This is a genomic window from Bradyrhizobium sp. DOA9, from assembly GCF_000617845.2.
Taxonomy (GTDB): Bacteria; Pseudomonadota; Alphaproteobacteria; order Rhizobiales; family Xanthobacteraceae; genus Bradyrhizobium.
This window is the reverse complement of record NZ_DF820425.1, coordinates 5,945,181-5,968,552: the sequence shown is the minus strand read 5'-3', so window position 1 is coordinate 5,968,552 and position 23,372 is coordinate 5,945,181. Positions and strand designations below refer to the sequence as shown.

Sequence of the window (23,372 nt, the reverse complement as noted above, 5' to 3'; positions counted from 1 at the left end):
CAAGCTTTGCGGGGAGACGATGATGGCTGCGGACAATCCGCGCGGCGCGATGTTCCGCGTCATCACGCCGAACCAGCACAGCCGCGTCACTTTCGTCGAGCTGTTCTTCGACCTTGTCTTCGTCTTCGCCGTCACGCAGATATCGCACACGCTGCTGCACCATTTCACGCCGCTCGGCGCTGTGCACGTCGCGGTGCTGTTTCTCGCGGTGTGGTGGCTGTGGGTTTTCACCGCCTGGGTCACCAACTGGCTCAATCCCGAGCTGACCCCGGTCCGGCTCCTGCTCTTTGCGATGATGCTGGGCGGCCTCGTGCTGTCAACCACGATCCCGACGGCGTTCGAGGGGCGTGGCTTGTGGTTCGCCATTGCCTACGCGGCCATGCAGGTCGGACGGACCGTATTCTGGCTGTGCGCTACGCCGGCGCACCGGACCCTGGTACGGCACAACGCAATCCGCATCCTGGTCTGGCTGTCCGTCTCCGCGGCGCTGTGGATCGCGGGCGGCCTGGCCGAGGGCGAGAGGCGGCTATGGCTGTGGATCGCGGCGGTGATTTGGGAATACATCTCGCCGGCGGTGCGGTTCTGGGTGCCGAAGCTGGGCTTCTCTTCCGTTGAGGCCTGGGCGGTCGAAGGCGGCCATATGGCCGAGCGTTGCGGTCTGTTCGTCATCATCGCGCTCGGCGAGGCCATCGTCGTCAACGGCGCGACCTTCGCTGAACTGGAGTGGACCGCGAGCAACATTCTCGCCTTCGTCTCGGCGCTGGTCGGCGCCATCGCGATGTGGTGGATCTATTTCCACAAGGGCGCGGAGGCCGGCTCGGAGCGGATCTCGAAGTCCAGCGAGTCCGGCCGTCTGGCGCGGCTCGCCTACACCTATCTGCACCTGCCGATCGTTGCCGGCGTCATCCTGACGGCGGTGTCGGACGAATTGGTGCTGAAGCATCCGACCGGCCATTCCGACGTCCGCACGGTTCTGAGCACGATCGGCGGCCCGCTGGTGTTTCTGATCGGCACCATTCTGTTCAAGCACTCGGTCCGCGGCTTCCTCCAGCTTTCGCACGGCGTCGGCATCATGCTGCTGCTGATGCTCTGGTGGTTCGCGTCGGATTTGTCGCCGCTGTGGCTGTCGATCGCGACGAGCGCCATTTTGATCGTGGTGGCGGTGTGGGAGTCGGTCTCGCTGGGGTCGGCGCCCGAGGAAGCCGAGGAGCATTGACGTCCGGCTTTACTCCGCGACCTCCAGCGCGTGCACCGAGAACATCTTCGCCGCATCCGTCCAGCTCTCGCGAACGCGCCAGCCCGCGCCCTGGGCCAGCGCGGCAAAGCGCGCGATGCTGTATTTGTAGCTGTTCTCGGTGTGGATGCTCTCGCCGGGCTTGAACGAGAAGCTGGTGCCGAGCAGGCGCACGGTCTGGCTCTTCTTGCTGATCAGGTGCATCTCGATGCGGTGCCGCTCGCGGTTGTAGATCGCGCGATGGGTGAAGGCCGACAGGTCGAAATTGCCGCCGAGCTCGCGGTTGATGCGCACCAGCACATTGAGGTTGAAGCGCGCGGTGATTCCGGCCGCATCGTTATAGGCGTCGAAGAGGATCCGCTCGTCCTTCTCGAGATCGGCGCCGATGATCATCTGCGCGCCTTTGCCGAGGATCTGGCGCGCGCTCCTCAGAAAGGCCTGCGCTTCCTGCGGCTCGAAATTGCCGATGGTCGAGCCGGGGAAGAAGCCGACCTTCGGCATGGAGGCGACCGCGGTCGGCAGATCGAATGGGGTGGTGAAATCGGCGGCCACGGGATAGATGCCGAGCGAGGGGAAATCCCGCTTCAGGCCGCTCGCCTGTGCCTTCAGGAAGTCGCCGGAGATGTCGACGGGGACATAGGCTGCGAATTTGCAATGATCGAGCAGCAGACGCACCTTCGTGGTCGCGCCGGCTCCGAACTCGACCAGCGCGGCATGCTCCGGGATGATGCTCGCGATCTCGCTGCCGCGCTCCTTCAGGATCGCTAGCTCGGTGCGCGTCGGATAATATTCCGGCAGCCTGGTGATCGCCTCGAACAGCTCCGATCCGGTCGCGTCATAGAAATATTTCGGCGACAGCTTTTTCGGCTGCTGCGAGAGGTCCTCGATGGCCTCGCGGGCGAAAGCGGTGGTCTGCTCGTCGGGGAGATGGGCTTCGGCCAAAGCGCTGGCGTGCACATTCATGATACTCTCCTGAACGCGCTGTCCGGCGCGCATCTGTCGTCGGAATGTCTAGTCGTAATCGGCAAGCCGCAGGCCGGTGAACTGCCAGCGGTGGTGCGGATAGAAGAAGTTACGATAGGTGATACGGCTGTGGCCTTGCGGAGTTGCAAGCGAGGAGCCGCGCAGCACCAGCTGGTTGACCATGAACTTGCCGTTGTACTCCCCGAGGGCGCCCTCGACGGCGCGATAGCCGGGGTAGGGCGCGTACGCGCTACGGGTCCATTGCCAGACGAGGCCAAAGGCGTCGTTGAGCTGCTGGGTGCGGGCCGCGACCTCCCATTCCATCTCGGTCGGCAAGTGTTTGCCGGCCCAGCGCGCGAACGCATCCGCCTCGTAATAGCTGACGTGGCAGACCGGCGCGTCCGGATCGATCGGCTTGAGGCCGGCCAGCGTCATCATCTGCCATGCGCCGTCGATCTCGCGCCAGTAGCCGGGGGCTTGCCAGTCTTCCTTGCTGGCTGCGGCAAAGCCGTCCATGAGCCACAGGGTTGCCGTCCGGTAGCCGCCATCCTGCATGAAGGCGAGCCACTCGGCATTGGTGACCAGATTGCGGGCGATCCTGACCGGGCCGACCAGGGCGCGGTGCGCCGGCTTCTCGTTGTCGAAATGAAAGCCGTCGTCGACATGGCCGACGGTGTGGATGCCTTCGTTCAGCGTCAGCCAGTCGTCGCCGCCGCGCGTCGCGGCCGGGAAGCGCCAGGCCGGATCATACGCCGGGTAGATCGGGTTTTGCGCAAAGGCGTGCAGGATGTCGGTAAACATCAATTCCTGATGCTGCTGCTCGTGATTGAGCCCGACCTCCACCAGCGGCGCGATCGTGCGGAGCTTGTCCGCGCCGGCCTCACGGAAGAATTTGCTGACGGCCGCATCGACGTATTTGCGATAGGCGCTGACCTGGTCGGCGCTGGGCCGGGTGATGTCGCCGCGATGATTGCGGGCATGCCGCGGGCCGGCGCTGACGTAATAGGAGTTGAACAGGAACGCGAAATCGGGGTGGAAGGGCCGGTAGCCGGCGGCGTGCTCGCCGAGCAGGAATTGCTCCCAGAACCAGGTCGTATGGGCCCGGTGCCATTTGGCCGGGCTGGCATCGGGCATGGACTGGATCTGCTGGTCTTCCGGCGACAGCGGCGCTGCCCGCCGTTCGGTCTCGTTGCGGACGCCAAGAAACGCCGCTTCCAGCCGCTGGGCGAGGTCGTCCTGATGGGAGGACGGTGACGAAAGCTGGGACGCGGCCGTGGCTGAGGCTTGTTTCGTCACGTTTTTCTCCAGACAGGACAAGAGAACGTTGTTGGCGTTGCCCGGTTCCAAAACCGAGGTTCGTCCTAGATAGGGGCTCCGTTACGGTATGAAAGTCCTCGGCGGCGATGATATTGATGTCATCAGCCTATGGACCCGGATGGGGTCAATCCGGCCGCGGGGGACCCGTCGCCGCCATTTTACTTTGGATGCACAACGGTTTGGGCTACATATATGGGCAGGTATCGGGTTAAATCGGCTGAGCCGGCCCGAAGCAATTGGTGAGGGCTCTGCCCCAGAAGGACACGGATATGAGCATCGCGGAATTCATCGACAATGAAGTGAAGTCGAACGACGTGGTTCTGTTCATGAAGGGGACGCCGCAATTTCCGCAGTGCGGTTTCTCCGGCCAGGTCGTCCAGATCCTCGACCATATCGGTGTCGGCTATAAGGGCCTCAACGTTCTCGAATCCGCCGAGCTGCGCAACGGCATCAAGGAATATTCGAACTGGCCGACCATTCCGCAGCTCTATGTGAAGGGCGAGTTCATCGGCGGCTGCGACATCGTCCGCGAGATGTTCCAGGCCGGCGAATTGCAGCAGCTCTTCTCCGAGAAGGGCGTCGTCGTCGCGGCGTGACACGTGACCGTGCTGACGCGCCGGATTGGCGGCGCGGAGCTCGAGGTCATCGTCGCCGATATCACCACACTCGGCGTTGACGCCATCGTCAACGCCGCGAACACCTCGCTCCTTGGCGGGGGCGGCGTGGATGGCGCGATCCACCGGGCGGCCGGGCCCGAGCTCGTCGCCGAATGCCGCATGCTCCACGGTTGCAAGACGGGCGATGCGAAGATCACCAGGGGCTATCGGCTCAAGGCCGCGCATGTGATCCACACCGTCGGTCCGGTGTGGAATGGCGGCACGCTCGGCGAGGACGATCTGCTCGCCTCCTGCTATCGGCGGTCCATGGCGCTTTGCGGGAAGCACAAGCTGACCTCGCTGGCTTTTCCCGCGATTTCGACCGGCATTTATCGCTTTCCTGCCGACCGGGCGGCCGATATCGCCGTGCGCACGACCATCGAAGGGCTGGCCTTGGCGCCAACCGTCGCTCGCGTCGTGTTCTGCTGCTTCTCCGAGCCGAGCGCCAGGCTCCATGCCGAGGCGCTTGCGCGGCACGGCGGCCCTTGTGCCGATTGAGCCGGTCAGTACACTCCGACGCGCCATGTTCCGGGGAGGGGATATGATGTCACGATCTGGGTTGCGTGCGCTCGCCTGCGGCGCGCTGCTGTCGCTTGCCGCGATGTCGCCGGCGCGCGCGCAGGGCACCTACGAGATTCCGGCCGGCGCGCGTTTCAATCAGGAGAAGCTCGGCAGGATCACCGAGTTCTTCAAGAACGAGGTCGCGACCGGCAAGATCGCCGGTGCAAACGTGCTGATCCAGCAGCATGGCAAGCCGGTCTATCACGAAGTCTTCGGCGTGCAGGACGTGGTCAGCAAGGCCCCGATCACCGACAAGACCATCTTCCGCCTGTCTTCGCTAACCAAGGTGATCACCTCCGTTGTGGCGATGCAACTGATCCAGGACGGAAAGATCAAGCTCGACGATCCCGTTTCGAAATACATTCCCTCCTTTGCAAATGTGAAGGTCGGTGAGGAGAAGAAGGCCGAGGACGGCACCAAGACGCTCGAGCTGGTACCACTGGCCCGGCCCATTACCATTCTCGATCTGATGCGCCATACCTCCGGGATAACCTACGGTTTCTACGGCGACAGTCTGGTTCGCAAGGCCTATCGCGACGCTAACATCTACGCGGGCGAATTCGATCTCGCCGAGTTCGCCGAGCGGATCGCCAAGCTGCCGCTGCACAATCAACCCGGCGCACTCTGGCAGTACGGCCATTCCACTGACATTCTGGCGCGGATCATGGAAATCGTGTCCGGAAAGACATTGTTCGAACTCGAGAAGGAAAAGCTGCTCGATCCGCTCGGTATGACCGATACAGGCTTCTTCGTCACCGAACCGGAGAGGCTGAAACGGCTCGCCCAGCCGCTGCCGAACGACAGCAATTTCCGGGTCGGCCGCGAGTACAGGACTGAGGTTCGCCAGAAGTGGGAATCCGCCAGCGGCGGCATGGTTTCGACCATGGCGGACTTTTCCCGCTTTGCGCAGATGCTGGTCAATGGAGGAACGTTCGAGGGCAAGACCTATCTCAGCCCGCAGACGTTTGAGCTGATGGCATCGGACCATGCCGGCAAGGACTCCGGCGTTGAGCGGGACTACTTCTATTTTCCCGGTGACGGTTTTGGCATGGGACTTGGGTTTGCCGTGCGCACCGATCCGGGTAATGCCAAACCTCCGCCGCCCGGCGATCTCGGGGAATTGAAATGGGACGGCGCCAGCGGTTGCTATTTGGTGGTTGATCGCAAGCAGGACATGTTCTTCCTGCTGCTGGAGCAGACCCCGAGCGAGCGCCAGCGCGTGCAGCGAACATTGAAGCAGCTGGTTTATGAAGCCATGGAGAAGTGACATGAACGGGCGCCGCGCGCTGTTTGCGGCGCTCGTTCTTTTGTTCAGTGCCATAAGTGCGCAGGCGGGCTCGGAGGGCCGCGCGCACAGCTTCACGCCCGAAGGCCTGGCAAAAGTCTCCGACTACATCAGGAACGAGATCGCGACCGGCAAGTTTCCGGGGGCGATATTGCTGCTCCAGCAGCACGGCAAGCCGGTCTATTACGAGAATTTCGGCGTCCGCGACGTCGCGACTCAACTTTCGATGAGCGCGGATACGATCTTCCGGCTCTATTCGATGACCAAGCCGATCACCTCGGTGCTGGCGATGATGCTGGTCGAGGAGGGCAAGCTTGCCATCAGCGATCCTGTCTCGAAATACATTCCCGCCTTTGCCGGCATGAAGGTCGGCGTCGAGAAGAAGACCGAGGACAACAAGGTCTCGCTGGAGCTGGAGCCGCTCAAACGCCCGGTGACGATCGAGGATTTGATGCGGCATACCGCCGGAATCCCTTACGGCTATTATGGCGGGGACCTGGTCAACAAGCTCTATGCCGACGCCGGACTGTTCGACAGGAATTCGACCAATGCCGACTTCGTCGCGAAGATCACCGCGCTGCCGCTCGCCGAACAGCCCGGCACGATCTGGGACTACGGTCATTCCACCGACGTGCTCGGGCGCATCATCGAGCTGATCTCGGGGACGTCGCTGCTCGAGTTCGCGAAGGAACGGCTGCTCGACCCGCTCGGGATGAAGGACACGGCGTTTTTCGTCGCCGATCCCGCCAAATGGCCGCGTATCGCCGAGCCGATGCCGCAGGATCGGGCGATCAGCCCGATCACCCAGGTTCGCGATATCAGGAAGCCGCTGCGATGGGAGTCGGGCGGCGGCGGTCTCGTCGGCACGGTCGGCGACTATGCGCGCTTCTCGCAAATGCTGCTCAACGGCGGCACTCTTGAAGGCCGACGCTACCTGAAGCCGGAAACCATCGCTCTGATGGCGTCGGATCATATCGGTCCCGAAACCCGCGTCGCGCACGACAAGCACTACTATCCGGGTGAGACCAGCGGCTACGGCCTCGGCTTCGCCGTGCGTATCGCGGTGCCGCCGGGCACGAACTGGCCGCTCGGCGAATATCGCTGGGACGGCGTCGGCGGCACCTTCTTCTTCATCGATCCCGAAGACGATTTGTTCGGAATCTTCATGGTGCAGACGCCCTCGCAGCGCGGCCGGATCCAGCTCGAGCTGAAGACGCTGATCTATCAGGCGATGGGGCGGTAGACTCTCGTTTTGACGCGTTTTCTTGACGCGAACCGGTCTCCACTTCGCTCGAAAACGCTCTGATTACGCCCCGCGCACGATCTCGCGCACGTAGCCGATCGTCTCCTCGATCTGACCCGCATTGACGTCGAGATGCGTGCAGGCGCGGATGCGGCCGTCCATCATGGCGAGCGTGACGCCGCGCTGGCGCAGCGCGGCCACCATCTTGTCGCCGGGGATGCCGGCGCCGTCGGGCTTGAAGAACACCAGATTGGTCTCGGGCTCCTGCACCTCGATGCCGGAAATCTGCGACAGGCCGCGCGCGAGCGCGCGCGCATTGGCGTGGTCGTCGGCCAGGCGCTCGACGTGATGGTCGAGGGCGTAGATGCAGGCTGCCGCGCAAATGCCGGCCTGCCGCATCGAGCCGCCGAGGCGCTGCTTCCACTGCCAGACCGCGTCGATGAAGGCGCGCGAGCCTGCGAGCACGCCGCCGATCGGAGCGCCGAGGCCCTTGGAGAAGTCGATCCAGGCCGAGTCCCAGCCCGCGGTCATGTCGCGCGGCGAGATGCCGCTCGCGACGGTGGCGTTGAGCAGGCGCGCGCCGTCCATATGGGTGACGAGGCCGTGCTGCCTGGCGATCGCGACGATCTCGTCGAGCACCGCCTTCTTCCAGATCGTGCCGCCGCCGATATTGGCGGTCTGCTCGACGCTGACGACGGTCTGCGGCGGCTGGTAGCGCGTGCGCGGATGCAGTGCCTTGCGAAGGGTCTCCGGCGTGAACTGGCCGTCGGGGCCCTTGAGCTGGGTGACCTGGAAGCCGCCGATCGCCGCATGCGCGCCGCCTTCGCGCGCGATGATATGCGCGGTCTCATGGGCGAGGATCTCGTCGCCGGGGCGGCAATGCACCAGCGTCGCGGTGACGTTGCACATCGTGCCGGAGGGCATGTAGACCGCCGCTTCCTTGCCGAGCAGATCGGCCACACGTTCGCACAGCGCGTTCACGGTCGGATCGTCGCCGACCTGCTCGTCGCCGACCTCCGCCCGCGCCATCGTCTCGCGCATGCCTGCCGTCGGCCTGGTCTGCGTGTCCGAGAGCAGATTGATGCGCACCGGCGGCGCCTTGGGATCGACGGGGGCGGGTGTGTAATTCATGGCTGATCTCGTCATTCTATTCAGTCGAATAGTTGCGGTCTGATGTCCTGCGCGCCGTGAAGAATGGCACGGATTTCGACATGGTCGGGTTGCACCGTGTAGAAAATGAGATGGGATTGGAAGCGAAAACGCCGGTAGCCGGCTGCGAGCTCGTCCACTTGCTGGCCGATCAGCGGGAAGTCGGCGAGAAGTCCGAAGGAGCGGATCAGACCGGCGTAATAGGCTTCAGCCTGATATTTGCCGAACCGGCTCTCGGTAAAGTCGTAGATATCGATCAGGTCGGCCCGGGTGCGCTCCGATAACCGGTACTCAGCCATGGCGGCGTTGAGCAACACGTTGGCGCGCGGCGGCGAGAATATCGTCCGGGGTATCCGAGGTGAAATTGTTGCAATCGGACTGAGCGAACAGCTCCTGATATCGGCGGACTTGCTCGTCACGGGGCAGCTTAGCCCATGCCTCGAGCTCCGCCTCGGAAGGCGTCGCCGACGGGGTGATGTTGGCGAGCTGGTCAGTCGTCTGGGACATAGAAAGCAGGTTATCACAACAAAAAGGCCCCGGAAACCGGGGCCTTTGAGCAATGAATCGCCGAAATATCAGCGCGAATAGAATTCGACCACCAGATGCGGCTCCATCTGCACCGGGAACGGCACGTCGGAAAGGCCGGGAACGCGGGTGTATTTCGCGGTCATCTTGCCGTGATCGACTTCGAGATAGTCGGGGACCTCGCGCTCGGGCAGCTGGCTGGCTTCGAGCACGTGGGCGAGCTGCTTGGAGGCTTCCTTGACTTCGACCACGTCGCCGACCTTGAGTTGATAGCTCGAGATGTTGACCTTGCGGCCGTTCACCTTGACGTGGCCGTGGTTGATGAACTGACGTGCGGCGAAGATCGTCGAGACGAACTTGGCGCGGTACACGACCGCATCGAGACGACGCTCCAGCAGGCCGATCAGGTTCTCGCCGGTGTCACCCTTGAGGCGGCTGGCCTCGACATAGATGCCGTGGAACTGGCGCTCTGAGATGTTGGCGTAATAGCCCTTCAGCTTCTGCTTGGCGCGCAGCTGCACGCCGAAGTCGGAGAGCTTGCCCTTGCGGCGCTGGCCATGCTGGCCGGGGCCGTATTCCCTACGGTTCACGGGGCTCTTCGGGCGGCCCCAGATGTTCTGGCCCATACGGCGATCGATCTTGTACTTCGCCTCACTGCGCTTAGTCATCGCGTCCTCTTTAGGTCATGGTTTGAGGAAACGCGCCCTCCTGTGTGACGGGATGGTCCCGGCACCGACAGGTCCGATCCCCAAAGCTTAAGGGAGAGGACCACGGGTCGCGAAACGCTTCGCGGGCCGAAACCGGCCCGCGAGCAGGCGGCTTTTAGGGGAGTTTGGGGTTGGCTGTCAATTCTTTAGCCTGTCATTCCGCGGCGCGGACGACGGTATTCTCATGCCCTGACCGCCCGGACCGGCTTCGACCCCGCTGCCCGCAATTCGGCAGCAATTTCAGTGTTCAGGACCTGTTCCAGCCGGGTCAGGACCCGCGCGATCGGGGCGGCGTCGGTGACACGGTGATCCCAGCGGATCACGACATGGATGGTCTGGTCCGGCTCGACCAGCCCATAGCTCACGACAAAGGGGCCCGGCGTGATCGGGTGCAACTCGCCGCCGCCATAGGCCGCCACCGAGCTCACCCCGAAGCTGCCGAACCAGTTGCCGCGCTGACGGCCGAAATTCAGGCCGACCGCCCAGGACAGGCGCCGCAACGGCAGCGGCAGGCGCGTCGCCCGCATGATCTTGCGGAACATCGGGACGTCCTCGATTGGGGCCGTCTTGCCGCGTCGGATTTCCGCATCGATGGCTGCCAGCGGAAGGTCCTCGGGACCTGCGATCCGCTGCGGCAGAACGCATTCCTCGCCATCATCGACCCGCGCGATCGCGACCGTCGCCACGCTCTTCGGCAGCTCATAAAGCGCCGGCCAGGGCCATTTGGTGTAAACGGTGCGCAGGATCGGCTCGTCCTTGGCAACCAGGGCGAACGCCTTGACGAACATCGCGGCCCAGCCGGCGGGCGCGGTTGCGTCCGCGCGGGCCTCCAGCAGGGGGCGGATATGGAGCGAACGGGCCAGCGAAACGAAAGGTACGCCCATCGAGGCGTGCATGAGGTCGCAGATCAGACGGCGCCGCAGCGAAATGGTCTTGGGCGTCCCGCGCATAAGCCTCCGGTTCCAAATCAAAGATCAAAATATGTGCAGCGGGCGGGCGCCCGCCCGCTCGCTCTAGCATGAACCAACCTGCTTGGGGCCGGTCGGTTCGCCGCAGCAGGCAGGCGCGAAGGACGAACTCATTTAGACCAAAAAACCATATGTTTTCAATTGTTTATATCTTGAACGTGCGGTCCTTTCGGCGCCGGTCGGTCATGTGTCAATCGACTCTTTCAGCGCCTGACCCCCTCGTAGGCCGCCATGATGCCACGCTGGAACAGCGACCAGTCGAAGCCCAGCGCGATGGCGCGGTAGCCGCGGTCGATCAGCGCATTGGCCTGGTCGGCGCTGCGCGCCACCCCGCCGATCGGCACGCCGCTCCTGAGGATGCCGGCCTCGGCGCGCGCGATCAGGTCCAACAATTGCGGATCGTCCATCTGGCCGCGCTTGTTGATGGAGGTGGCGAGATCGCCGGGACCGATTACCGCGACGTCGATGCCGGGCGTGGCCATGATCTCGTCGATGCGGTCGACCGCATCGACGTGCTCGATGGTGATCATGCAGATCATCTCCTCGTCCGCAGAGGCCATGTAGTCGGGCATCGACTGGCCCCAGCGGAACGGCGCGTGGAAGGGGCCCCAGAGCCGGTCGCCGCGGGGCGGGTAGCGCACGCTACGTACTGCTTTCTCGGCATCAGCGCGGCTCGTGATCATCGGGAAGTTGATGCCGAAGGCACCGATGTCCATCGGCGCTTTCGCAAGCCACGGCTCGTTCGCGGCGATCCGCACCAGGGGCGTGCACGGCGTGCCCGTGGTCGCGGCGATCATTGCATGTGCTTCGGTCAATCCGATCGGGCCGTGCTCGAGATCGACGATGATCCAGTCGAGCGAGCGCGCCATGATCTGCACCATCTGCACGCTCGGGATGGTCGCGATCGCGCCGAAGGCGGGGCGGCCTTCACGCCACAATTGACGGAGGCGGTTCAGCGGCTTTGCGGGGACCGACATGGAAAACCTGCGAGACGATGGCGACGGCAAAGCCTAGCAGCGCACCGCCGGGGCGCAAGCTCAGGCCACCGCGCGTCCGCCGAAGAACGGCGTCAGCGTGGCGCCGAGACCATGCACGCGATTCGATGTAAAGATCATCTCGGCGCCGGATTGCGCAAGGCCGCCGGTCCGCTCGCCGAGCAGGTCGGAGACGCGGCGGGCGATCGCGGGCGCCGGATCGATCCAGTCGACCGGCCAGGGCGCGAGCTTCTTCATCCGGTCGAGCAGAAGCGGGTAATGCGTGCAGGCGAGCACCACGGTGTCGGTGCGCGCGCTCGCATCCGAGGCCTCGCCGACGAAGCAGGGAGCGAGCTCGGCCAGGATGGCTTCGTCGCTGATCGGCGCGCCGCTGAGTTCGGCTTCGGCCAGCGAAGCGAGCTCGGGCGAGCCAACCAGCGTCACCTCGCATCCTTGCGCGAAGTCGCGGATCAACGCCTTGGTGTATTCGCGCTTCACCGTGCCCTTGGTGCCGAGCACCGAGACGCGGCGGGTCCTGGACTGCGCGCAGGCCGGCTTGATCGCCGGCACCGTGCCGACGAAGGGCACGGAATAGGCGGCGCGCAGGTGGGACAGGACCAGGGTGGAGGCCGTGTTGCAGGCGATGACGACGAGGTCTGGATCATGCCGGCCGATCAGCTCCCCCATCAGCGGCACGACGCGGGCGATGATCTCGTCCTCGCTGTGATGGCCATAGGGGAAGAAGGCATCGTCGGCGACGTAGACGTAATGCGCGTCGGGGCGCGATGCCACGACCTCGCGCAGCACCGTGAGCCCGCCGAGGCCGGAATCGAACACCAGGATCGTCGGAGAATTGGTCACGTCGCTACCCTAGCCCGACATGGTTACCATTCGGTTTTTGGGGCGGTTTTGCGGCGGACCCCGCAAAGACCCGGGGGGCGTCTGGTGTCCCCGGACGCGCTGCGTCGTCATCCCCGTCGCGCGGCGCTCACGCGATCCGGTTCGTGGTGGCCCCGCGCTCGGTTGCCAGCTGCTTCTGCAGGCGGTCGATGTTCTGCAACAGGCGCTGGCTGGTCAGCACCAGGAAGTAATAGCCGAACTGCGGATCCTGGAAGTAGATCTCGAGCAGCCGGTCGTACGTGATCGTCAGCACCTGGCCGTCCTCGATGCATTCGACCGTTCCCGTGCGCCGGTTGTCCGGCGTGAGGAAGCCGAGCTCGCCCATCAGCGCTCCGGGCCCGATCTCGACGTTGATTTCCTTGACCAGGAACTTGCCGGTGACGGTGAGGAACATCTCCTGCGCCGGATCGCGCAGCTTGAAGAGGATGTCGCCGCGGCGGTATTTGCGCTCTGTCATGAACGGCTTGAGCCATTCGATCGACATGTCGCCTTCGGCCGCATGCCGCGCCTTCTTGACCAGCTTGAGCATCTGCCGCAGGCGCAGGGCGTTGATCGGAAGCAGCAGGAGATAGAGCAGGAACGTCGCGACGTTGGCGGAGAGCGCGCCGAAGAGAGCAAAGAACGCGCAGCCGATCATGTTGGCGACGCGCAGCGGCACCATTGTCCGCATCAAGAGGGTGGCGACGAAGAAGACCGCCCCGACCACGGCGAACAGATTGGCAAACGTGATGTTGTGGACGAAGATCTCCAGGAGCCGGTTGAAAATCGCCTCGTAGGTGACGTTGTTGGGATCGAGGCCCATCTGGACCAGGATTTTCGCGATCCTGAGGTTATCCGTTGCCGCGTCGAGGATGCGGTCGAGGATCGACGAAACGTCTGCGCTGCCGGACGGCATGGAACTAACCCCACGTAAGGCATTCAGTCCTGGTCGGCACCCGTATAGCCGAAATCGAATGACGACCGCTTGAATGACGCTTCCGGCCATCGTGCCGCAAGAGGCAAATTTTAGCCCGATCAGGCGTTTCGGCAATTGCCCGTTGGTGGCGCCTCTCGGCCGCGGAGGTCGTGATTCGGGCCAGCCGTGCGGGCCTGGGCGTCGCTGACGGCGCTGGGCGACAGCCGGCGAGGGCGACCTTTCGCTTACGGCTTGGCGGCGGGTTGCACGATTTGCTGCTCGACGAGGCCGAGGCGCCCCGGCAGCGAGCCCGCGCGCAGCAGCATGGCGACGCTGTTGGCCTCTTCCAGGGTGAAGTTGCCGGAAATCTGGCCGGAGCCGCCGGTGATGGGCTCGCGGATCACGGGCGCGGAGATCACCTGGTCGTCGAGCACGATGGCAAAGGGCTTTCCGACGTTCTCTGCCGTGATATGGGCAAAGCGCCGCGTGCCGCGGCCGTTGAAGCGGAACGAGGCGATCGGCTCCTTGCTCTCGCCGGTCAATCCCGGGCCGGCATAGCTGATATCGCCGCCCTCGAGCGCGCTGTCCTTGGCGACGAGATAAGGACGCTTGTCCTTGAAGCCGAGCAGGACTTCCGTGCCCCCCGGCGGCGTGCCCGATTGCGCCTGCTCCGCGGACATCGAGAGGTCGATCAGGCGGAAGCCGACCTTGACCTTCCTGGCGAAGATCGCAGTGATTTGCTCGGGCTCCATCAATCCGGGCAGGAAGATGCGGATGCGATCCGTCCCCTCGGGCTGGACGCTGGCGAGCTTGATGCCGGCGTCCTTGAGGCGCTGCTCGATCATGGCGATGGAATCCTCGACGAGATCGCGCAGCCGCGCGGCGGCTGCGGCATCGGTCGGGGCGAGCCTGAGCAGCCCGTCTCCGCCATCGGTCACGGTGAGCGCATGGGCGGGCAATCCCTCCGCCGCCGCGGCGAGCTTGCGCGTGAGCTGTTCGCGGCCCTTGGCGTCCGCGATCTTCACGTCGACGCCGCCATCGCGGATGGCAAGTCCGGAGAACGCGATCCGGCCCTCGCGCAGGATCTTGTAGATGTCGTCGCGCAGCTCCGTCGTGACCGCCTCGCGCAAGGCCGCGCTGTCCACCTTGTAGAGGATGCGCGACCCGCCCAGCTTCTCCATCTTGTCGGCGATGAAGGCCGCGACCTTGACCCGCATCCTGTCGAGCTGGCTGTCGGCGCCGAGCGTGGCCGTGGGCAGAGCGATTGCGGAGACCATCGCGAAGGCGGCGATCAGCCGCGCGATGCGGTTCCGCAGGGGCGTCGTCATGATGACCTCAAGTCTTGCGGCAGGGCGCTGGCGAGCGAATTCACTGCCAGTTCTTGGTCCCCGGAGCAGCCGCACAGGTTCAAGCCGCGCAGCCGGTAGGCGATGGACGAAGGGCAAATGATCCATCATTGTGGTCCGGCTCGGCCCGGACATCGGCCGAGGCCCGCCGAACCAAAATGTCAGAAGATATTGGGCGGGGACATGCAGCTGAGGGAGGACGGAATTTCATGGCGGGCATCCACGCGCTCGATCGGTTGATCGGCAACGACTATCCGGATCTCGTGACGGACGAGGAGGTCCGGGCGTTCGAGCAGGTCCCCTATGCCGACCGCGTCGCGGCCGAGAGCACCTATGAGGCGATCAGGCTCGGTGCCGAGCGCAACCCCGAGGGGGCGGCGATCCAGTTCCTGCAAAACGCCGATCCCGCCGACACGCCGCTGGTCGTCACCCATCGCGATTTCGTCGCCCGCGTCACCCAGGCCGCCAACATGTTTCACGCGCTCGGCGCCGAGAAGGACGACGTCATCAGCTTCATGCTGCCCTTGGTGCCGGATGCGTTCGTCACGCTGTTCGGCGCCGAGGCTGCCGGCATCGCCAATCCCGTCAATCCGCTGCTCGAGCCGCACCAGATCGCGGAAATCCTGGAAGCTGCGAACACCAGGATCCTGGTGGCGCTCGGGCCGATGCCGGGCACCGACATCTGGCAGAAGGTCGAGCAGATCCGCCCGCAACTGAAGCATCTGAAGGCCATCGTGCAGGTGTTCGGCGGCGGCGATCCGGCCAATGGCATCTTCGCCTTCAGCGACCTGATCAAGCAGCAGCCGTCGGACCGGCTCGTCAGCGGACGCCAGATCCGCGGCAGCGATATCGCCGCTTATTTTCACACCGGCGGTACCACGGGTACGCCCAAGCTGGTGCGGCACACCCATACCAATCAGGTCTACCAGGCCTGGGCACTCAATCTGCTGCTGAAGGGGAAGCCCGGCGCCAACCTGCTGTTCGGCATGCCGCTGTTCCACGTCGGCGGATCGCTGACACAGGTGCTGACGATGCTGTCGGGCGGAGGCTCGCTGGTGGTGCTGTCGCCGAGCGGCTGGCGCAACCCGAATGCGGTGAAGAACATCTGGCAGCTCGTCGAGCGGTTCAAGCCCGAAGCGCTGTCGAGCGTGCCGACCGTGCTCGCCGCGACGCTGGCGGTGCCGCCGGGGAATGCGGATATTTCGAGCCTGAAATATGCGGCAGGCGGCGGCTCGGCGATTCCGGTCGCCGTCGGCTCGGCGATCCAGGAGAAGCTGAAGCTGCCGGTGGTCGAGGTCTATGGCATGACCGAGACCTCGAGCGTGCACACGCTCGCTTATCCGGGCCGGCCAATCCGGCTCGGCTCGGTCGGCCTTCCCATGCCCTATGCGCGGGTGCGCATCGTGCAGCTCGACGCTGATGGCCGCCTGATCCGCGATTGCAAGCCGGACGAGATCGGCGTCGTCATCATGGCCGGCCCCGGCGTGTTCGGCGGCTATCTCAACGACGAGCACAACAAGGGTGCGTTCATCGACGGGGAGTGGGTCAATTCCGGCGATCTCGGCCGGCTCGACGCCGACGGCTATCTCTGGATCACTGGCCGGGCCAAGGATCTCGTCATCCGCGGCGGGCACAACATCGATCCGGCGCCGATCGAGGAGATCATGTTCCGCCATCCCGCCGTCGGCTTCGCCGCCGTGGTCGGCCAGCCCGACGCTTACGCCGGCGAATTGCCGGTGGGCTACGTGCAGCTGAAGCTCGGCGCAAAGGTCGAGCCGGGCGAGCTGGAAGCCTGGGTGCGCGAGCGCACGCCGGAGCGCGCCGCCGTTCCGGTGCAGGTCATCCCGATCGACCCGATGCCGGTGACCGGCGTCGGCAAGGTGTTCAAGCCGCAGCTGCGCTGGGACGCGGCGCAGCGCGTGTTCAGCAAGGTGCTGGCACCGCTGGTCGAGCGCGGTATCGATTGCAAGGTCAAGGTCGGTCCGCACGGCAGCCATGGCTCGATCGCGACCGTGACGCTCACGGGCCTGCCGGCAGGTCAGCGCGAGGCGGTGGAGGGGGAGGTGCACGCACTGCTCGCACCCTTCGTGATGCGCCACGAGGTGGTGCAGGCGTAGCCGGGGCTCGCTTGGCGGTTGCAGGGTGGGCAAAGGCGCTAGGCGCCGTGCCCACCTCTTCCAATTGAGACCGCCGTGGTGGGCACGCTTCGCTTTGCCCACCCTACAGATCGCGAATGCGGCCGCTACCCCACCGGCATCCGCGTTTCGACCAGGCGCGCCCAGAACGAGGCGCCGTGACCCAAAATGTTGTCGTTGAAGACGTAGCCCGGGTGGTGGCACTCGTTGCCGTCGCCCATGCCGACCAGCACCATCGCGCCGGGGCGCGCCTCCAGCATGAAGGAGAAGTCCTCGGCACCCATCATCGGGACGAACTTGTCGTTGACGCGATCAGCGCCGACGATGTCGCGGGCGACGTCGGCGGCAAGGCCGGCCTCGCGGGCGTGGTTCATCGTCACCGGATACATCCGCGTGTATGTCGTTTCGGCCGAGCCGCCATAGGCGCGGGCGATGCTGTCGGCGACCTCGCCGATCCGGCGTTCGACGAGATCGCGCACGTCGGGGTCGAGCGTGCGCACGGTGCCGGCGAGCTCGGCGACCTCCGGGATGATGTTGAAGGCGGTGCCGGAGTGGAATTGCGTGATCGAGATCACCGCCGATTTCAACGGATCGACGTTGCGCGCCACGATTGATTGCAGTGCGTTCACGATCTGCGAGCCGATCAGCACGCTGTCGACCGATTTGTGCGGGCCGGCGCCGGCGTGGCCACCCTTGCCGCGAACGATGATCTGGATGTTGTCGGAGGAGGCGAGCATCGGGCCTGGCGTGGTGGCGAAATGGCCCTCGGGCAGGTTCGGCATGTTGTGCATGCCGTAGACCTCCTGGATATTCCAGCGCGTCATCAGCCCGTCCTCGACCATGGCCTTGCCGCCGCCACCGCCTTCCTCGGCGGGTTGGAAGATCATCACGGCCGTGCCGTCGAAATTGCGCGTCTCGGCGAGATATTTGGCCGCGCCCAGCAGCATCGCGGTGTGGCCGTCATGGCCGCAGGCGTGCATCTTGCCGGGCACCTTTGAGGCATAGGGCACGCCCGAGGTCTCCATGATCGGCAGCGCGTCCATGTCGGCGCGCAGGCCGATAGTCTTGCCGGAGGCCGACTTGCGGCCGCGGATCACGCCGACCACGCCGGTGCGGCCGATGCCCGTCACCACCTCGTCGCAGCCGAATTCGCGCAAGCGGTCGGCGACGATGCCGGCAGTGCGGTGGACTTCGTAGAGCAGCTCGGGGTTCTCGTGGAGGTCATGGCGCCAGGCGGCCATTTCGTCGGAGAGGGCGGCGACGCGATTGACGATGGGCATGAGGGGGGTCCGTTTTCTGTCGTCGTTTGTAGGGTGGGTTAGCCCCGTGGATGCGCAAGGCGTAACCCACCGCTGTTTGTCTCCCTGGGAGCGAAAGAGGTGGGTTACGCCCAGCGGACTGCGCTGCGCGCAGGCCGCAAGGCTAACCCACCCTGCGATCCTACGCTTCCCCGAACACGCGCTTGAAGATCGTGTCGACGTGCTTGAGGTGGTAGCCGAGGTCGAACTGCTCCTCGATCTCGGCGTCGGTGAGATATTTCTTCACCTCGGTGTCCTTCTTCAACAGCTGGAGGAAGTCGCCTTCGCCGCGCCAGACCGGCATGGCGTTGCGCTGCACCAGCTTGTAGGAATCCTCGCGACTCGCGCCCTTCTGGGTCAGCGCCAGCAGAACGCGCTGCGAATGCACGAGGCCGCCGAGGCGGTCGAGGTTCTTCTGCATGTTGGCGGGATAGACCAAGAGCTTGTCGATCAGGCCGGCGAGGCGAACCAAGGCGAAATCGAGCGTCACGGTCGCGTCCGGGCCCATCATGCGCTCGGCCGAGGAGTGCGAGATGTCGCGCTCGTGCCAGAGCACGACGTTCTCCAGTGCCGGCGTCACATAGGCGCGCACCATGCGGGAGAGGCCGGTGAGGTTCTCCGACAGCACCGGGTTGCGCTTGTGCGGCATGGCGGACGAGCCCTTCTGTCCTTCGGAGAAGAACTCTTCGGCCTCCAGCACCTCGGTGCGCTGCATGTGGCGGATTTCCACGGCGATGCGCTCGATCGAGGCGGCGATCACGCCGAGGGTCGAGAAATACATCGCGTGACGGTCGCGCGGGATCACCTGGGTTGAGATCGGCTCCGGCACCAGGCCCATGGCCTGGGCGACGTGCTCTTCGACCCGCGGGTCGATCTGCGCGAAGGTGCCGACGGCGCCCGAGATGGCGCAGGTCGCGACCTCCTTGCGCGCCGCGATCAGCCGCTCCTTGGCCCGGGTGAATTCGGCATAGGCATAAGCGAGCTTGAGGCCGAAAGTGACGGGCTCGGCATGGATGCCGTGGCTGCGGCCAATGGTCGGCGTCATCTTGTGCTCGAAGGCGCGCTTCTTCAGCGCGGCCAGCACCTTGTCGAGGTCGGCAAGCAGCAGGTCGGCGGCGCGGGTGAGCTGGACGTTGAGGCAGGTGTCGAGCACGTCGGAGGAGGTCATGCCCTGGTGGACGAAGCGCGCCTCGGGGCCGACGATCTCGGCGAGGTGGGTGAGGAAGGCGATGACGTCGTGCTTGGTCTCGCGCTCGATCTCGTCGATGCGGGCGACGTCGAAGGTGGCGTCCTTGGCCTTGGCCCAGACCGTCCGGGCGGCCTCCTTGGGGATGGTCCCGAGCTCGGCGAGCGCATCCGCCGCATGCGCCTCGATCTCGAACCAGATCTTGAACCGGGTCTGCGGTTCCCAGATCGAGGCCATTTCCGGGCGGGTATAGCGGGGGATCATTGGACGGCTCCAGGAAGGTGGGCGGGCGACATCAAAGGGGCGGCGCCGGCCAAAATGCTTTTTACGCCGTGATTTAACAGAGCGGGCAGGGCGAAACAAACGATCTGGGCCCCAGAAAAGGGGGATCGCCCAGCTTTCCACCGGACCGGCCGGCCGGCAGCGCCTGGCCGCAGATATTAACTGTCAATCACGGATCATTGACTGACAGATATTGAAATCTGTCAGCGAGACGTGTATATCCGTTCTCGGATGCTCCGATTGGGCGTCCCGCGGCAACCTGGGGGCCCGACATCCGTATTGGATCGGAGGGCGGATTGAAGAACGGGACCGCGGACGAATGGAGACTTAAGACAATGACGACCGAAATCCTCAATTTCACCGGCGTGATTGGGCAGTGGCTCAATTTGCTGGTGGCGCGCCAGATCGCGGCGCAGGCTGCAAAACTGCCTCATTAAGGCATAGGCTTTCCGAAACGACCGGCACGGGCGCTTCGGAAGCAGCCCTACTGCCGGGTAACTGAGCCCCTGACGGGAACATGGTGCTGGCATGAATGAAGCCGTTGTCTTGACGCCGGAGCGGATCCTCGAAGTCACCGAGGACGTGCTCAGGCGCTACGGACTTGCCAAGGCCACCGTGGTCGACGTTGCCCGTGCGCTCGATGTGAGCCACGGCAGCGTCTACCGCCATTTCCCCAGCAAGGCCTCGCTGCGCGAGGCCGTTGCCAAGCGCTGGCTGGACCGCATCGATGCCCCGCTGCTGGCGATCGCCAGGGAGCAGGGCCCGGCGCCCGACAGGCTCGACCGCTGGCTCCGCACGCTGTTCGCGGCCAAGCGTTCGCGCGTGCTCGACGACCCCGAGATGTTCGAGACTTATCTGACCCTGGCCCGCGAGGCCTGCGCGGCGGTCAAATGCCACAAGGACACCATGATCGACCAGATCGCGGCGATCCTGACCGACGGCGTGAAACAGGGCGAGTTCGCGGTGGGCGACGTCAAGACGACGGCGCGCGCGATCTTCGATGCGACCGTCCGCTTCCACCATCCGGCCCATGCCGAGGAATGGAAGGACGCCGATCTCCCCGCGCGCGTCGATGCGACGCTGGCGCTGCTGCTGCGGGGGTTGAAGGCGGCCTGAGGCCGACTTTCACGCGTTAGTCTTTCAATCAACCTCGCGTCTTCTGGAGACCCGCGCCGTCGTGGGGCGCGGGCGCCGATGCCGAATGTCTTCGCGTGTGGAAGGCGGGATCCGACGACGGCACGACCGGCGGACTATCCGGATAGGCATTGACCGCGATTTCGACGGCGTCCTTTGATCGCCTTCGAAGCCGGTAGAATGTCAGCTCCTGATCGAACATCGGGCAGCGAAAATGGACGATGGCCGTGTCCGGCAGGCGGCAAAGTTCGTCGATGAGTTCGCCTACGGTGATGATCGGGGGATGGTCGACTGCCTTTAGGTTTGCCTTGGGGTGACCCTTACTCATGACCCTTTACTCCTTCTCTGCCGTACTAACCGGAGCCGGATCGGAACCGTTCCAATTTCGTTCAGATCGAACGACGCTCGAGGGACGTGGCTGCTAGATCCTCGTCAGCCCGCAGGTCGCGGCGAGCCGCACCAGCTGCGCATCGGTGCGCGCGCCGGTCTTCGACTTGATCAGGTAGTGATAGTTCTGCACGGTCTTGACGCTGAGATTGAGGTGCGCCGCGATCTCCTCGGTGGTGGCGCCGCCGGCGAACTGGCGCAAAATCTCGATCTCGCGCTCACCCAGCTGGTCCAGCACCGAGCCGGTCGGCGACAGGCTGTCCTCCGCCAGCACGTGCGCGATGTCGTCGCTCATGGCGCGCTCGCCGCGGGCGACGCTGCGGATGGCGTTGACGACCGCGGACGGCTCGCTGCTCTTGGTGACGAAACCGGAGGCGCCGGCGCCGAAGGCTGATTTCACCAGCACGGCCTCGTTGTGCATGGTGAAGACGAGAATGCGCGCCCGCGGGCTGCGGGCGCGGATGTTGCGGATCGCCTCCAGCCCGCTCGCGCCGGGCATCGATATGTCGAGCAATACGACGTCGGGGTCATGCGCCTTGAACGCGCTGTAGGCATCCGCGGCGTTGTCGGCCTCCGCCACGACATGCAGATCGCCCTGGCTCTCCAGCACGCGCCGATAGCCTTGCCGCACGATCGGATGGTCGTCGACCAGCAGCACGGAGATGCCTCTTGCCGCAACCTCGCTCATGTCCGCCTCACGCAGCGAGCGGGATGGTCGCGGCAACGCTGAGGCCGCCGCGGGCGGGCAGGATCGACAGCGATCCGCCGGCCGCCGTGACGCGCTCGCGGATGCCGGTCAGGCCGAAGCCGGCCGATTGCGCGACGCGTTCCGCATCGCCGCCGCCGTCGTCCTCGACGCGGATCAGCAGTGCATCATCCTCGCCCGCGCGCCGCTCGACGCGGAGCGAGATCTCGCGCGCTGCACTGTGACGCAGCGCGTTGGTCAGGCATTCCTGTGCCACGCGATAGGCCGTTGTGGCGGCCGGACCGCTGATGTCGGTGAGGTCGCCCCTGAGATCGAGCTGGATCGCCGGCCGCGCCGCGCTGTGCGAGCGCCAGCTGTCCACGAGATTGACGAGGCTCGCCTCGAGCCCGAGCTCTTCCGGCAGTGGATTGCGCAGCCGCTTCAGCGCATCGCGCAGCGAGGCCATCAGATGGTGCGTCGCCTGCGAGATCATGCGCGCGTCCTGCGCGATTCCATCGTTTCCGTTCCGCTTCGTGCTCGCCGTCTCGATGGTGTTGGCGAAGGCGAGAATGGCGGACAAATTCTGCCCGAACTCGTCGTGCAGCTCGCGGGCGAGCGCGCGGCGCTCGTCGTCGCGGATCTCGATCAGGCGGCGCGTCAGCGCGGCGCGCTGCTCGGTTGCTTCCTCCAGCCGGCCGCCGAGCTCGCCGACGGCATTGCCGATCATCGCCAGCTCCATCGAGCGGAAGCGCGGCAGCCTGGTGCGGTACTGACCGCGCGCCATGCGCTGCAGCGCGGTGACGATCGCGCGCGCCGGCGCAAGTGCGTGCGCGATGGCGAGCGAGGCGAGCAGGGCGATCGCCATAGCCATCAGCAGTGCGACATCGATGACGTTGAGGACGTAATCCCAGGCGAGCGAGATCGCGGCGGCCGCATCGGGCGTCGCGACGACGGTGCCGGCGGCGGCAGCGCGCGGACTGACGGGCCGCACCACCTCGGCATGGCTGCCGAGGAAGGTCGGCACGAGGGCGGCGAACCAGCGCGGCGGCGCCTGGCCCAGCCCCTCGCTCTGGCCGCAGAGCGGCTTCTCGAAGGCCGCCGCGGGCTGGAACGCGACGCAGACCCCGGGCGATATCAGCTTCATCGTGTCCAGCGTGCGCCAGTCCGGAACCGGCAGAAGATGTTCGCGCGCCCTGCTGCTGCGCAACAAGAGCTCGCGCCAATACAGCGCCTGAAGCGCCTGCGCGACCCGTTGTGCCGAGGCGGCCGTCGCCCGGTCGACGCTGCGATAGGCGTCGAACGTGGCCCAAATCGTCGCCGCTCCCAGGCAGAGCGCTACGATCAGAAGCAGGCGGGCGACAAGCTGAAGCACGAGGCGCATGCGATCACCCCCGACGTTTGGTAAGGTCAGCCTAACAACGCCGCCGTGCCTTGCCAATCTCAGGGAGCGCCAAGGATTGCAGCTCGGGCAAATTTCCCAAGCCGGATTGGGCATGGGTCTTTGGACCTGAAACGGCGGCTTTGATCTAATCGGTGAGGACA

General features: G+C 65.0%; 23 protein-coding genes. 7 read left to right on the top strand and 16 right to left on the bottom strand.

Going from position 1 to position 23,372, the window contains the following annotated elements:
• Positions 1-22: 22 nt before the first annotated feature.
• A complete protein-coding gene (locus BDOA9_RS28175; RefSeq protein WP_025037289.1) occupies positions 23-1,216 on the top strand; it encodes a low temperature requirement protein A in 1,194 nt (397 codons plus the stop codon).
• 9 nt (positions 1,217-1,225) lie between these two features.
• On the opposite strand, the gene egtD is transcribed toward BDOA9_RS28175, so the two are convergent.
• Both egtD and egtB read right to left on the bottom strand, forming a co-directional pair.
• Positions 1,226-2,197, bottom strand: coding sequence for an L-histidine N(alpha)-methyltransferase (gene egtD / locus BDOA9_RS28170; RefSeq protein WP_025037288.1), 972 nt, complete (start codon positions 2,195-2,197; stop codon positions 1,226-1,228).
• Between the two features lie 48 nt (positions 2,198-2,245).
• Entirely contained in the window at positions 2,246-3,544 is a 1,299-nt protein-coding gene (gene egtB, locus BDOA9_RS28165) for an ergothioneine biosynthesis protein EgtB (protein ID WP_025037287.1), read from the bottom strand.
• A 239-nt stretch (positions 3,545-3,783) separates the two neighbouring features.
• Here egtB and grxD point away from each other — a divergent pair, with 239 nt between their 5' ends.
• From grxD to BDOA9_RS28145, 4 genes are read left to right on the top strand one after another with little or no spacing between them, the layout of a single operon-like run.
• Complete coding sequence (grxD, locus tag BDOA9_RS28160; RefSeq protein WP_018647423.1) at positions 3,784-4,110, top strand: Grx4 family monothiol glutaredoxin; 327 nt, start codon at positions 3,784-3,786, stop codon at positions 4,108-4,110.
• Between the two features lie 3 nt (positions 4,111-4,113).
• The gene (locus BDOA9_RS28155; protein ID WP_025037286.1) at positions 4,114-4,668 is read left to right on the top strand and encodes an O-acetyl-ADP-ribose deacetylase; all 555 of its coding nucleotides are present in this window, start codon (positions 4,114-4,116) and stop codon (positions 4,666-4,668) included.
• A gap of 43 nt (positions 4,669-4,711) precedes the next feature.
• The gene (locus BDOA9_RS28150; protein WP_025037285.1) at positions 4,712-5,998 is read left to right on the top strand and encodes a serine hydrolase domain-containing protein; all 1,287 of its coding nucleotides are present in this window, start codon (positions 4,712-4,714) and stop codon (positions 5,996-5,998) included.
• A 1-nt stretch (position 5,999) separates the two neighbouring features.
• Entirely contained in the window at positions 6,000-7,259 is a 1,260-nt protein-coding gene (locus tag BDOA9_RS28145; protein ID WP_025037284.1) for a serine hydrolase domain-containing protein, read from the top strand.
• Positions 7,260-7,322: 63 nt separating this feature from the next.
• On the opposite strand, the gene BDOA9_RS28140 is transcribed toward BDOA9_RS28145, so the two are convergent.
• The 9 genes from BDOA9_RS28140 to BDOA9_RS28100 all read right to left on the bottom strand — a co-directional run bounded on the left by BDOA9_RS28140 (position 7,323) and on the right by BDOA9_RS28100 (position 14,705).
• Positions 7,323-8,390 (bottom strand): threonine aldolase family protein, encoded by a 1,068-nt coding sequence (locus BDOA9_RS28140; protein ID WP_025037283.1) that lies wholly within the window; start codon positions 8,388-8,390, stop codon positions 7,323-7,325.
• Positions 8,391-8,410: 20 nt separating this feature from the next.
• Positions 8,411-8,725 (bottom strand): type II toxin-antitoxin system RelE/ParE family toxin, encoded by a 315-nt coding sequence (locus tag BDOA9_RS28135; protein WP_244521535.1) that lies wholly within the window; start codon positions 8,723-8,725, stop codon positions 8,411-8,413.
• Positions 8,700-8,915 carry a hypothetical protein gene (locus tag BDOA9_RS28130; protein WP_025037281.1) on the bottom strand — a complete coding sequence of 72 codons (216 nt, stop codon included), beginning with the start codon at positions 8,913-8,915 and terminating at the stop codon, positions 8,700-8,702. The genes BDOA9_RS28135 and BDOA9_RS28130 overlap by 26 nt, the downstream gene beginning before the upstream one ends.
• Positions 8,916-8,983: 68 nt before the next feature.
• Positions 8,984-9,601 (bottom strand): 30S ribosomal protein S4, encoded by a 618-nt coding sequence (gene rpsD / locus BDOA9_RS28125; protein ID WP_025037280.1) that lies wholly within the window; start codon positions 9,599-9,601, stop codon positions 8,984-8,986.
• 221 nt (positions 9,602-9,822) lie between these two features.
• Positions 9,823-10,590: an acyltransferase gene (locus tag BDOA9_RS28120; RefSeq protein ID WP_025037279.1), complete on the bottom strand. Its 768-nt coding sequence runs from the start codon at positions 10,588-10,590 to the stop codon at positions 9,823-9,825.
• A gap of 221 nt (positions 10,591-10,811) precedes the next feature.
• Positions 10,812-11,585 (bottom strand): HpcH/HpaI aldolase family protein, encoded by a 774-nt coding sequence (locus BDOA9_RS28115; RefSeq protein ID WP_025037278.1) that lies wholly within the window; start codon positions 11,583-11,585, stop codon positions 10,812-10,814.
• 60 nt (positions 11,586-11,645) lie between these two features.
• Positions 11,646-12,443 (bottom strand): glutamate racemase, encoded by a 798-nt coding sequence (gene murI, locus BDOA9_RS28110; RefSeq protein ID WP_025037277.1) that lies wholly within the window; start codon positions 12,441-12,443, stop codon positions 11,646-11,648.
• Positions 12,444-12,570: 127 nt separating this feature from the next.
• On the bottom strand, positions 12,571-13,377 hold the full coding sequence (locus tag BDOA9_RS28105) for a Crp/Fnr family transcriptional regulator (protein ID WP_025037276.1): 807 nt from the start codon (positions 13,375-13,377) through the stop codon (positions 12,571-12,573).
• Positions 13,378-13,622: 245 nt separating this feature from the next.
• Complete coding sequence (locus tag BDOA9_RS28100; RefSeq protein ID WP_025037275.1) at positions 13,623-14,705, bottom strand: SecDF P1 head subdomain-containing protein; 1,083 nt, start codon at positions 14,703-14,705, stop codon at positions 13,623-13,625.
• 227 nt (positions 14,706-14,932) lie between these two features.
• Here BDOA9_RS28100 and BDOA9_RS28095 point away from each other — a divergent pair, with 227 nt between their 5' ends.
• Positions 14,933-16,840, top strand: coding sequence for an acyl-CoA synthetase (locus tag BDOA9_RS28095; protein WP_025037274.1), 1,908 nt, complete (start codon positions 14,933-14,935; stop codon positions 16,838-16,840).
• 125 nt (positions 16,841-16,965) lie between these two features.
• Here BDOA9_RS28095 and BDOA9_RS28090 read toward each other — a convergent pair whose 3' ends face one another.
• Positions 16,966-18,138: a M20 aminoacylase family protein gene (locus BDOA9_RS28090; protein WP_025037273.1), complete on the bottom strand. Its 1,173-nt coding sequence runs from the start codon at positions 18,136-18,138 to the stop codon at positions 16,966-16,968.
• A gap of 160 nt (positions 18,139-18,298) precedes the next feature.
• Entirely contained in the window at positions 18,299-19,606 is a 1,308-nt protein-coding gene (gene purB / locus BDOA9_RS28085) for an adenylosuccinate lyase (protein WP_025037272.1), read from the bottom strand.
• 546 nt (positions 19,607-20,152) lie between these two features.
• On the opposite strand from purB, the gene BDOA9_RS28080 reads away from it, so the two are divergent.
• Positions 20,153-20,740, top strand: coding sequence for a TetR family transcriptional regulator (locus tag BDOA9_RS28080; protein WP_025037271.1), 588 nt, complete (start codon positions 20,153-20,155; stop codon positions 20,738-20,740).
• Between the two features lie 28 nt (positions 20,741-20,768).
• On the opposite strand, the gene BDOA9_RS28075 is transcribed toward BDOA9_RS28080, so the two are convergent.
• The 3 genes from BDOA9_RS28075 to BDOA9_RS28065 form a co-directional block, all read right to left on the bottom strand.
• A complete protein-coding gene (locus BDOA9_RS28075) occupies positions 20,769-21,086 on the bottom strand; it encodes a hypothetical protein (protein WP_025037270.1) in 318 nt (105 codons plus the stop codon).
• Positions 21,087-21,179: 93 nt separating this feature from the next.
• Positions 21,180-21,833: a response regulator gene (locus BDOA9_RS28070; protein WP_025037269.1), complete on the bottom strand. Its 654-nt coding sequence runs from the start codon at positions 21,831-21,833 to the stop codon at positions 21,180-21,182.
• 7 nt (positions 21,834-21,840) lie between these two features.
• Entirely contained in the window at positions 21,841-23,211 is a 1,371-nt protein-coding gene (locus BDOA9_RS28065; RefSeq protein ID WP_025037268.1) for a sensor histidine kinase, read from the bottom strand.
• Positions 23,212-23,372 lie beyond the last annotated feature (161 nt).

What these genes read in the sequence shown, in the direction of transcription:
- BDOA9_RS28175 (WP_025037289.1), top strand. Translation starts at nt 23, where the DNA reads ATGGCTGCGGACAATCCGCGCGGCGCGATGTTCCGCGTCATCACGCCG.
- egtD (WP_025037288.1), bottom strand. Translation starts at nt 2,197, where the DNA reads ATGAATGTGCACGCCAGCGCTTTGGCCGAAGCCCATCTCCCCGACGAG.
- grxD (WP_018647423.1), top strand. Translation starts at nt 3,784, where the DNA reads ATGAGCATCGCGGAATTCATCGACAATGAAGTGAAGTCGAACGACGTG.
- BDOA9_RS28150 (WP_025037285.1), top strand. Translation starts at nt 4,712, where the DNA reads ATGATGTCACGATCTGGGTTGCGTGCGCTCGCCTGCGGCGCGCTGCTG.
- BDOA9_RS28145 (WP_025037284.1), top strand. Translation starts at nt 6,000, where the DNA reads ATGAACGGGCGCCGCGCGCTGTTTGCGGCGCTCGTTCTTTTGTTCAGT.
- BDOA9_RS28140 (WP_025037283.1), bottom strand. Translation starts at nt 8,390, where the DNA reads ATGAATTACACACCCGCCCCCGTCGATCCCAAGGCGCCGCCGGTGCGC.
- BDOA9_RS28130 (WP_025037281.1), bottom strand. Translation starts at nt 8,915, where the DNA reads ATGTCCCAGACGACTGACCAGCTCGCCAACATCACCCCGTCGGCGACG.
- rpsD (WP_025037280.1), bottom strand. Translation starts at nt 9,601, where the DNA reads ATGACTAAGCGCAGTGAGGCGAAGTACAAGATCGATCGCCGTATGGGC.
- BDOA9_RS28120 (WP_025037279.1), bottom strand. Translation starts at nt 10,590, where the DNA reads ATGCGCGGGACGCCCAAGACCATTTCGCTGCGGCGCCGTCTGATCTGC.
- BDOA9_RS28115 (WP_025037278.1), bottom strand. Translation starts at nt 11,585, where the DNA reads ATGTCGGTCCCCGCAAAGCCGCTGAACCGCCTCCGTCAATTGTGGCGT.
- BDOA9_RS28105 (WP_025037276.1), bottom strand. Translation starts at nt 13,377, where the DNA reads ATGCCGTCCGGCAGCGCAGACGTTTCGTCGATCCTCGACCGCATCCTC.
- BDOA9_RS28100 (WP_025037275.1), bottom strand. Translation starts at nt 14,705, where the DNA reads ATGACGACGCCCCTGCGGAACCGCATCGCGCGGCTGATCGCCGCCTTC.
- BDOA9_RS28095 (WP_025037274.1), top strand. Translation starts at nt 14,933, where the DNA reads ATGGCGGGCATCCACGCGCTCGATCGGTTGATCGGCAACGACTATCCG.
- BDOA9_RS28090 (WP_025037273.1), bottom strand. Translation starts at nt 18,138, where the DNA reads ATGCCCATCGTCAATCGCGTCGCCGCCCTCTCCGACGAAATGGCCGCC.
- purB (WP_025037272.1), bottom strand. Translation starts at nt 19,606, where the DNA reads ATGATCCCCCGCTATACCCGCCCGGAAATGGCCTCGATCTGGGAACCG.
- BDOA9_RS28080 (WP_025037271.1), top strand. Translation starts at nt 20,153, where the DNA reads ATGAATGAAGCCGTTGTCTTGACGCCGGAGCGGATCCTCGAAGTCACC.
- BDOA9_RS28075 (WP_025037270.1), bottom strand. Translation starts at nt 21,086, where the DNA reads ATGAGTAAGGGTCACCCCAAGGCAAACCTAAAGGCAGTCGACCATCCC.
- BDOA9_RS28070 (WP_025037269.1), bottom strand. Translation starts at nt 21,833, where the DNA reads ATGAGCGAGGTTGCGGCAAGAGGCATCTCCGTGCTGCTGGTCGACGAC.
- BDOA9_RS28065 (WP_025037268.1), bottom strand. Translation starts at nt 23,211, where the DNA reads ATGCGCCTCGTGCTTCAGCTTGTCGCCCGCCTGCTTCTGATCGTAGCG.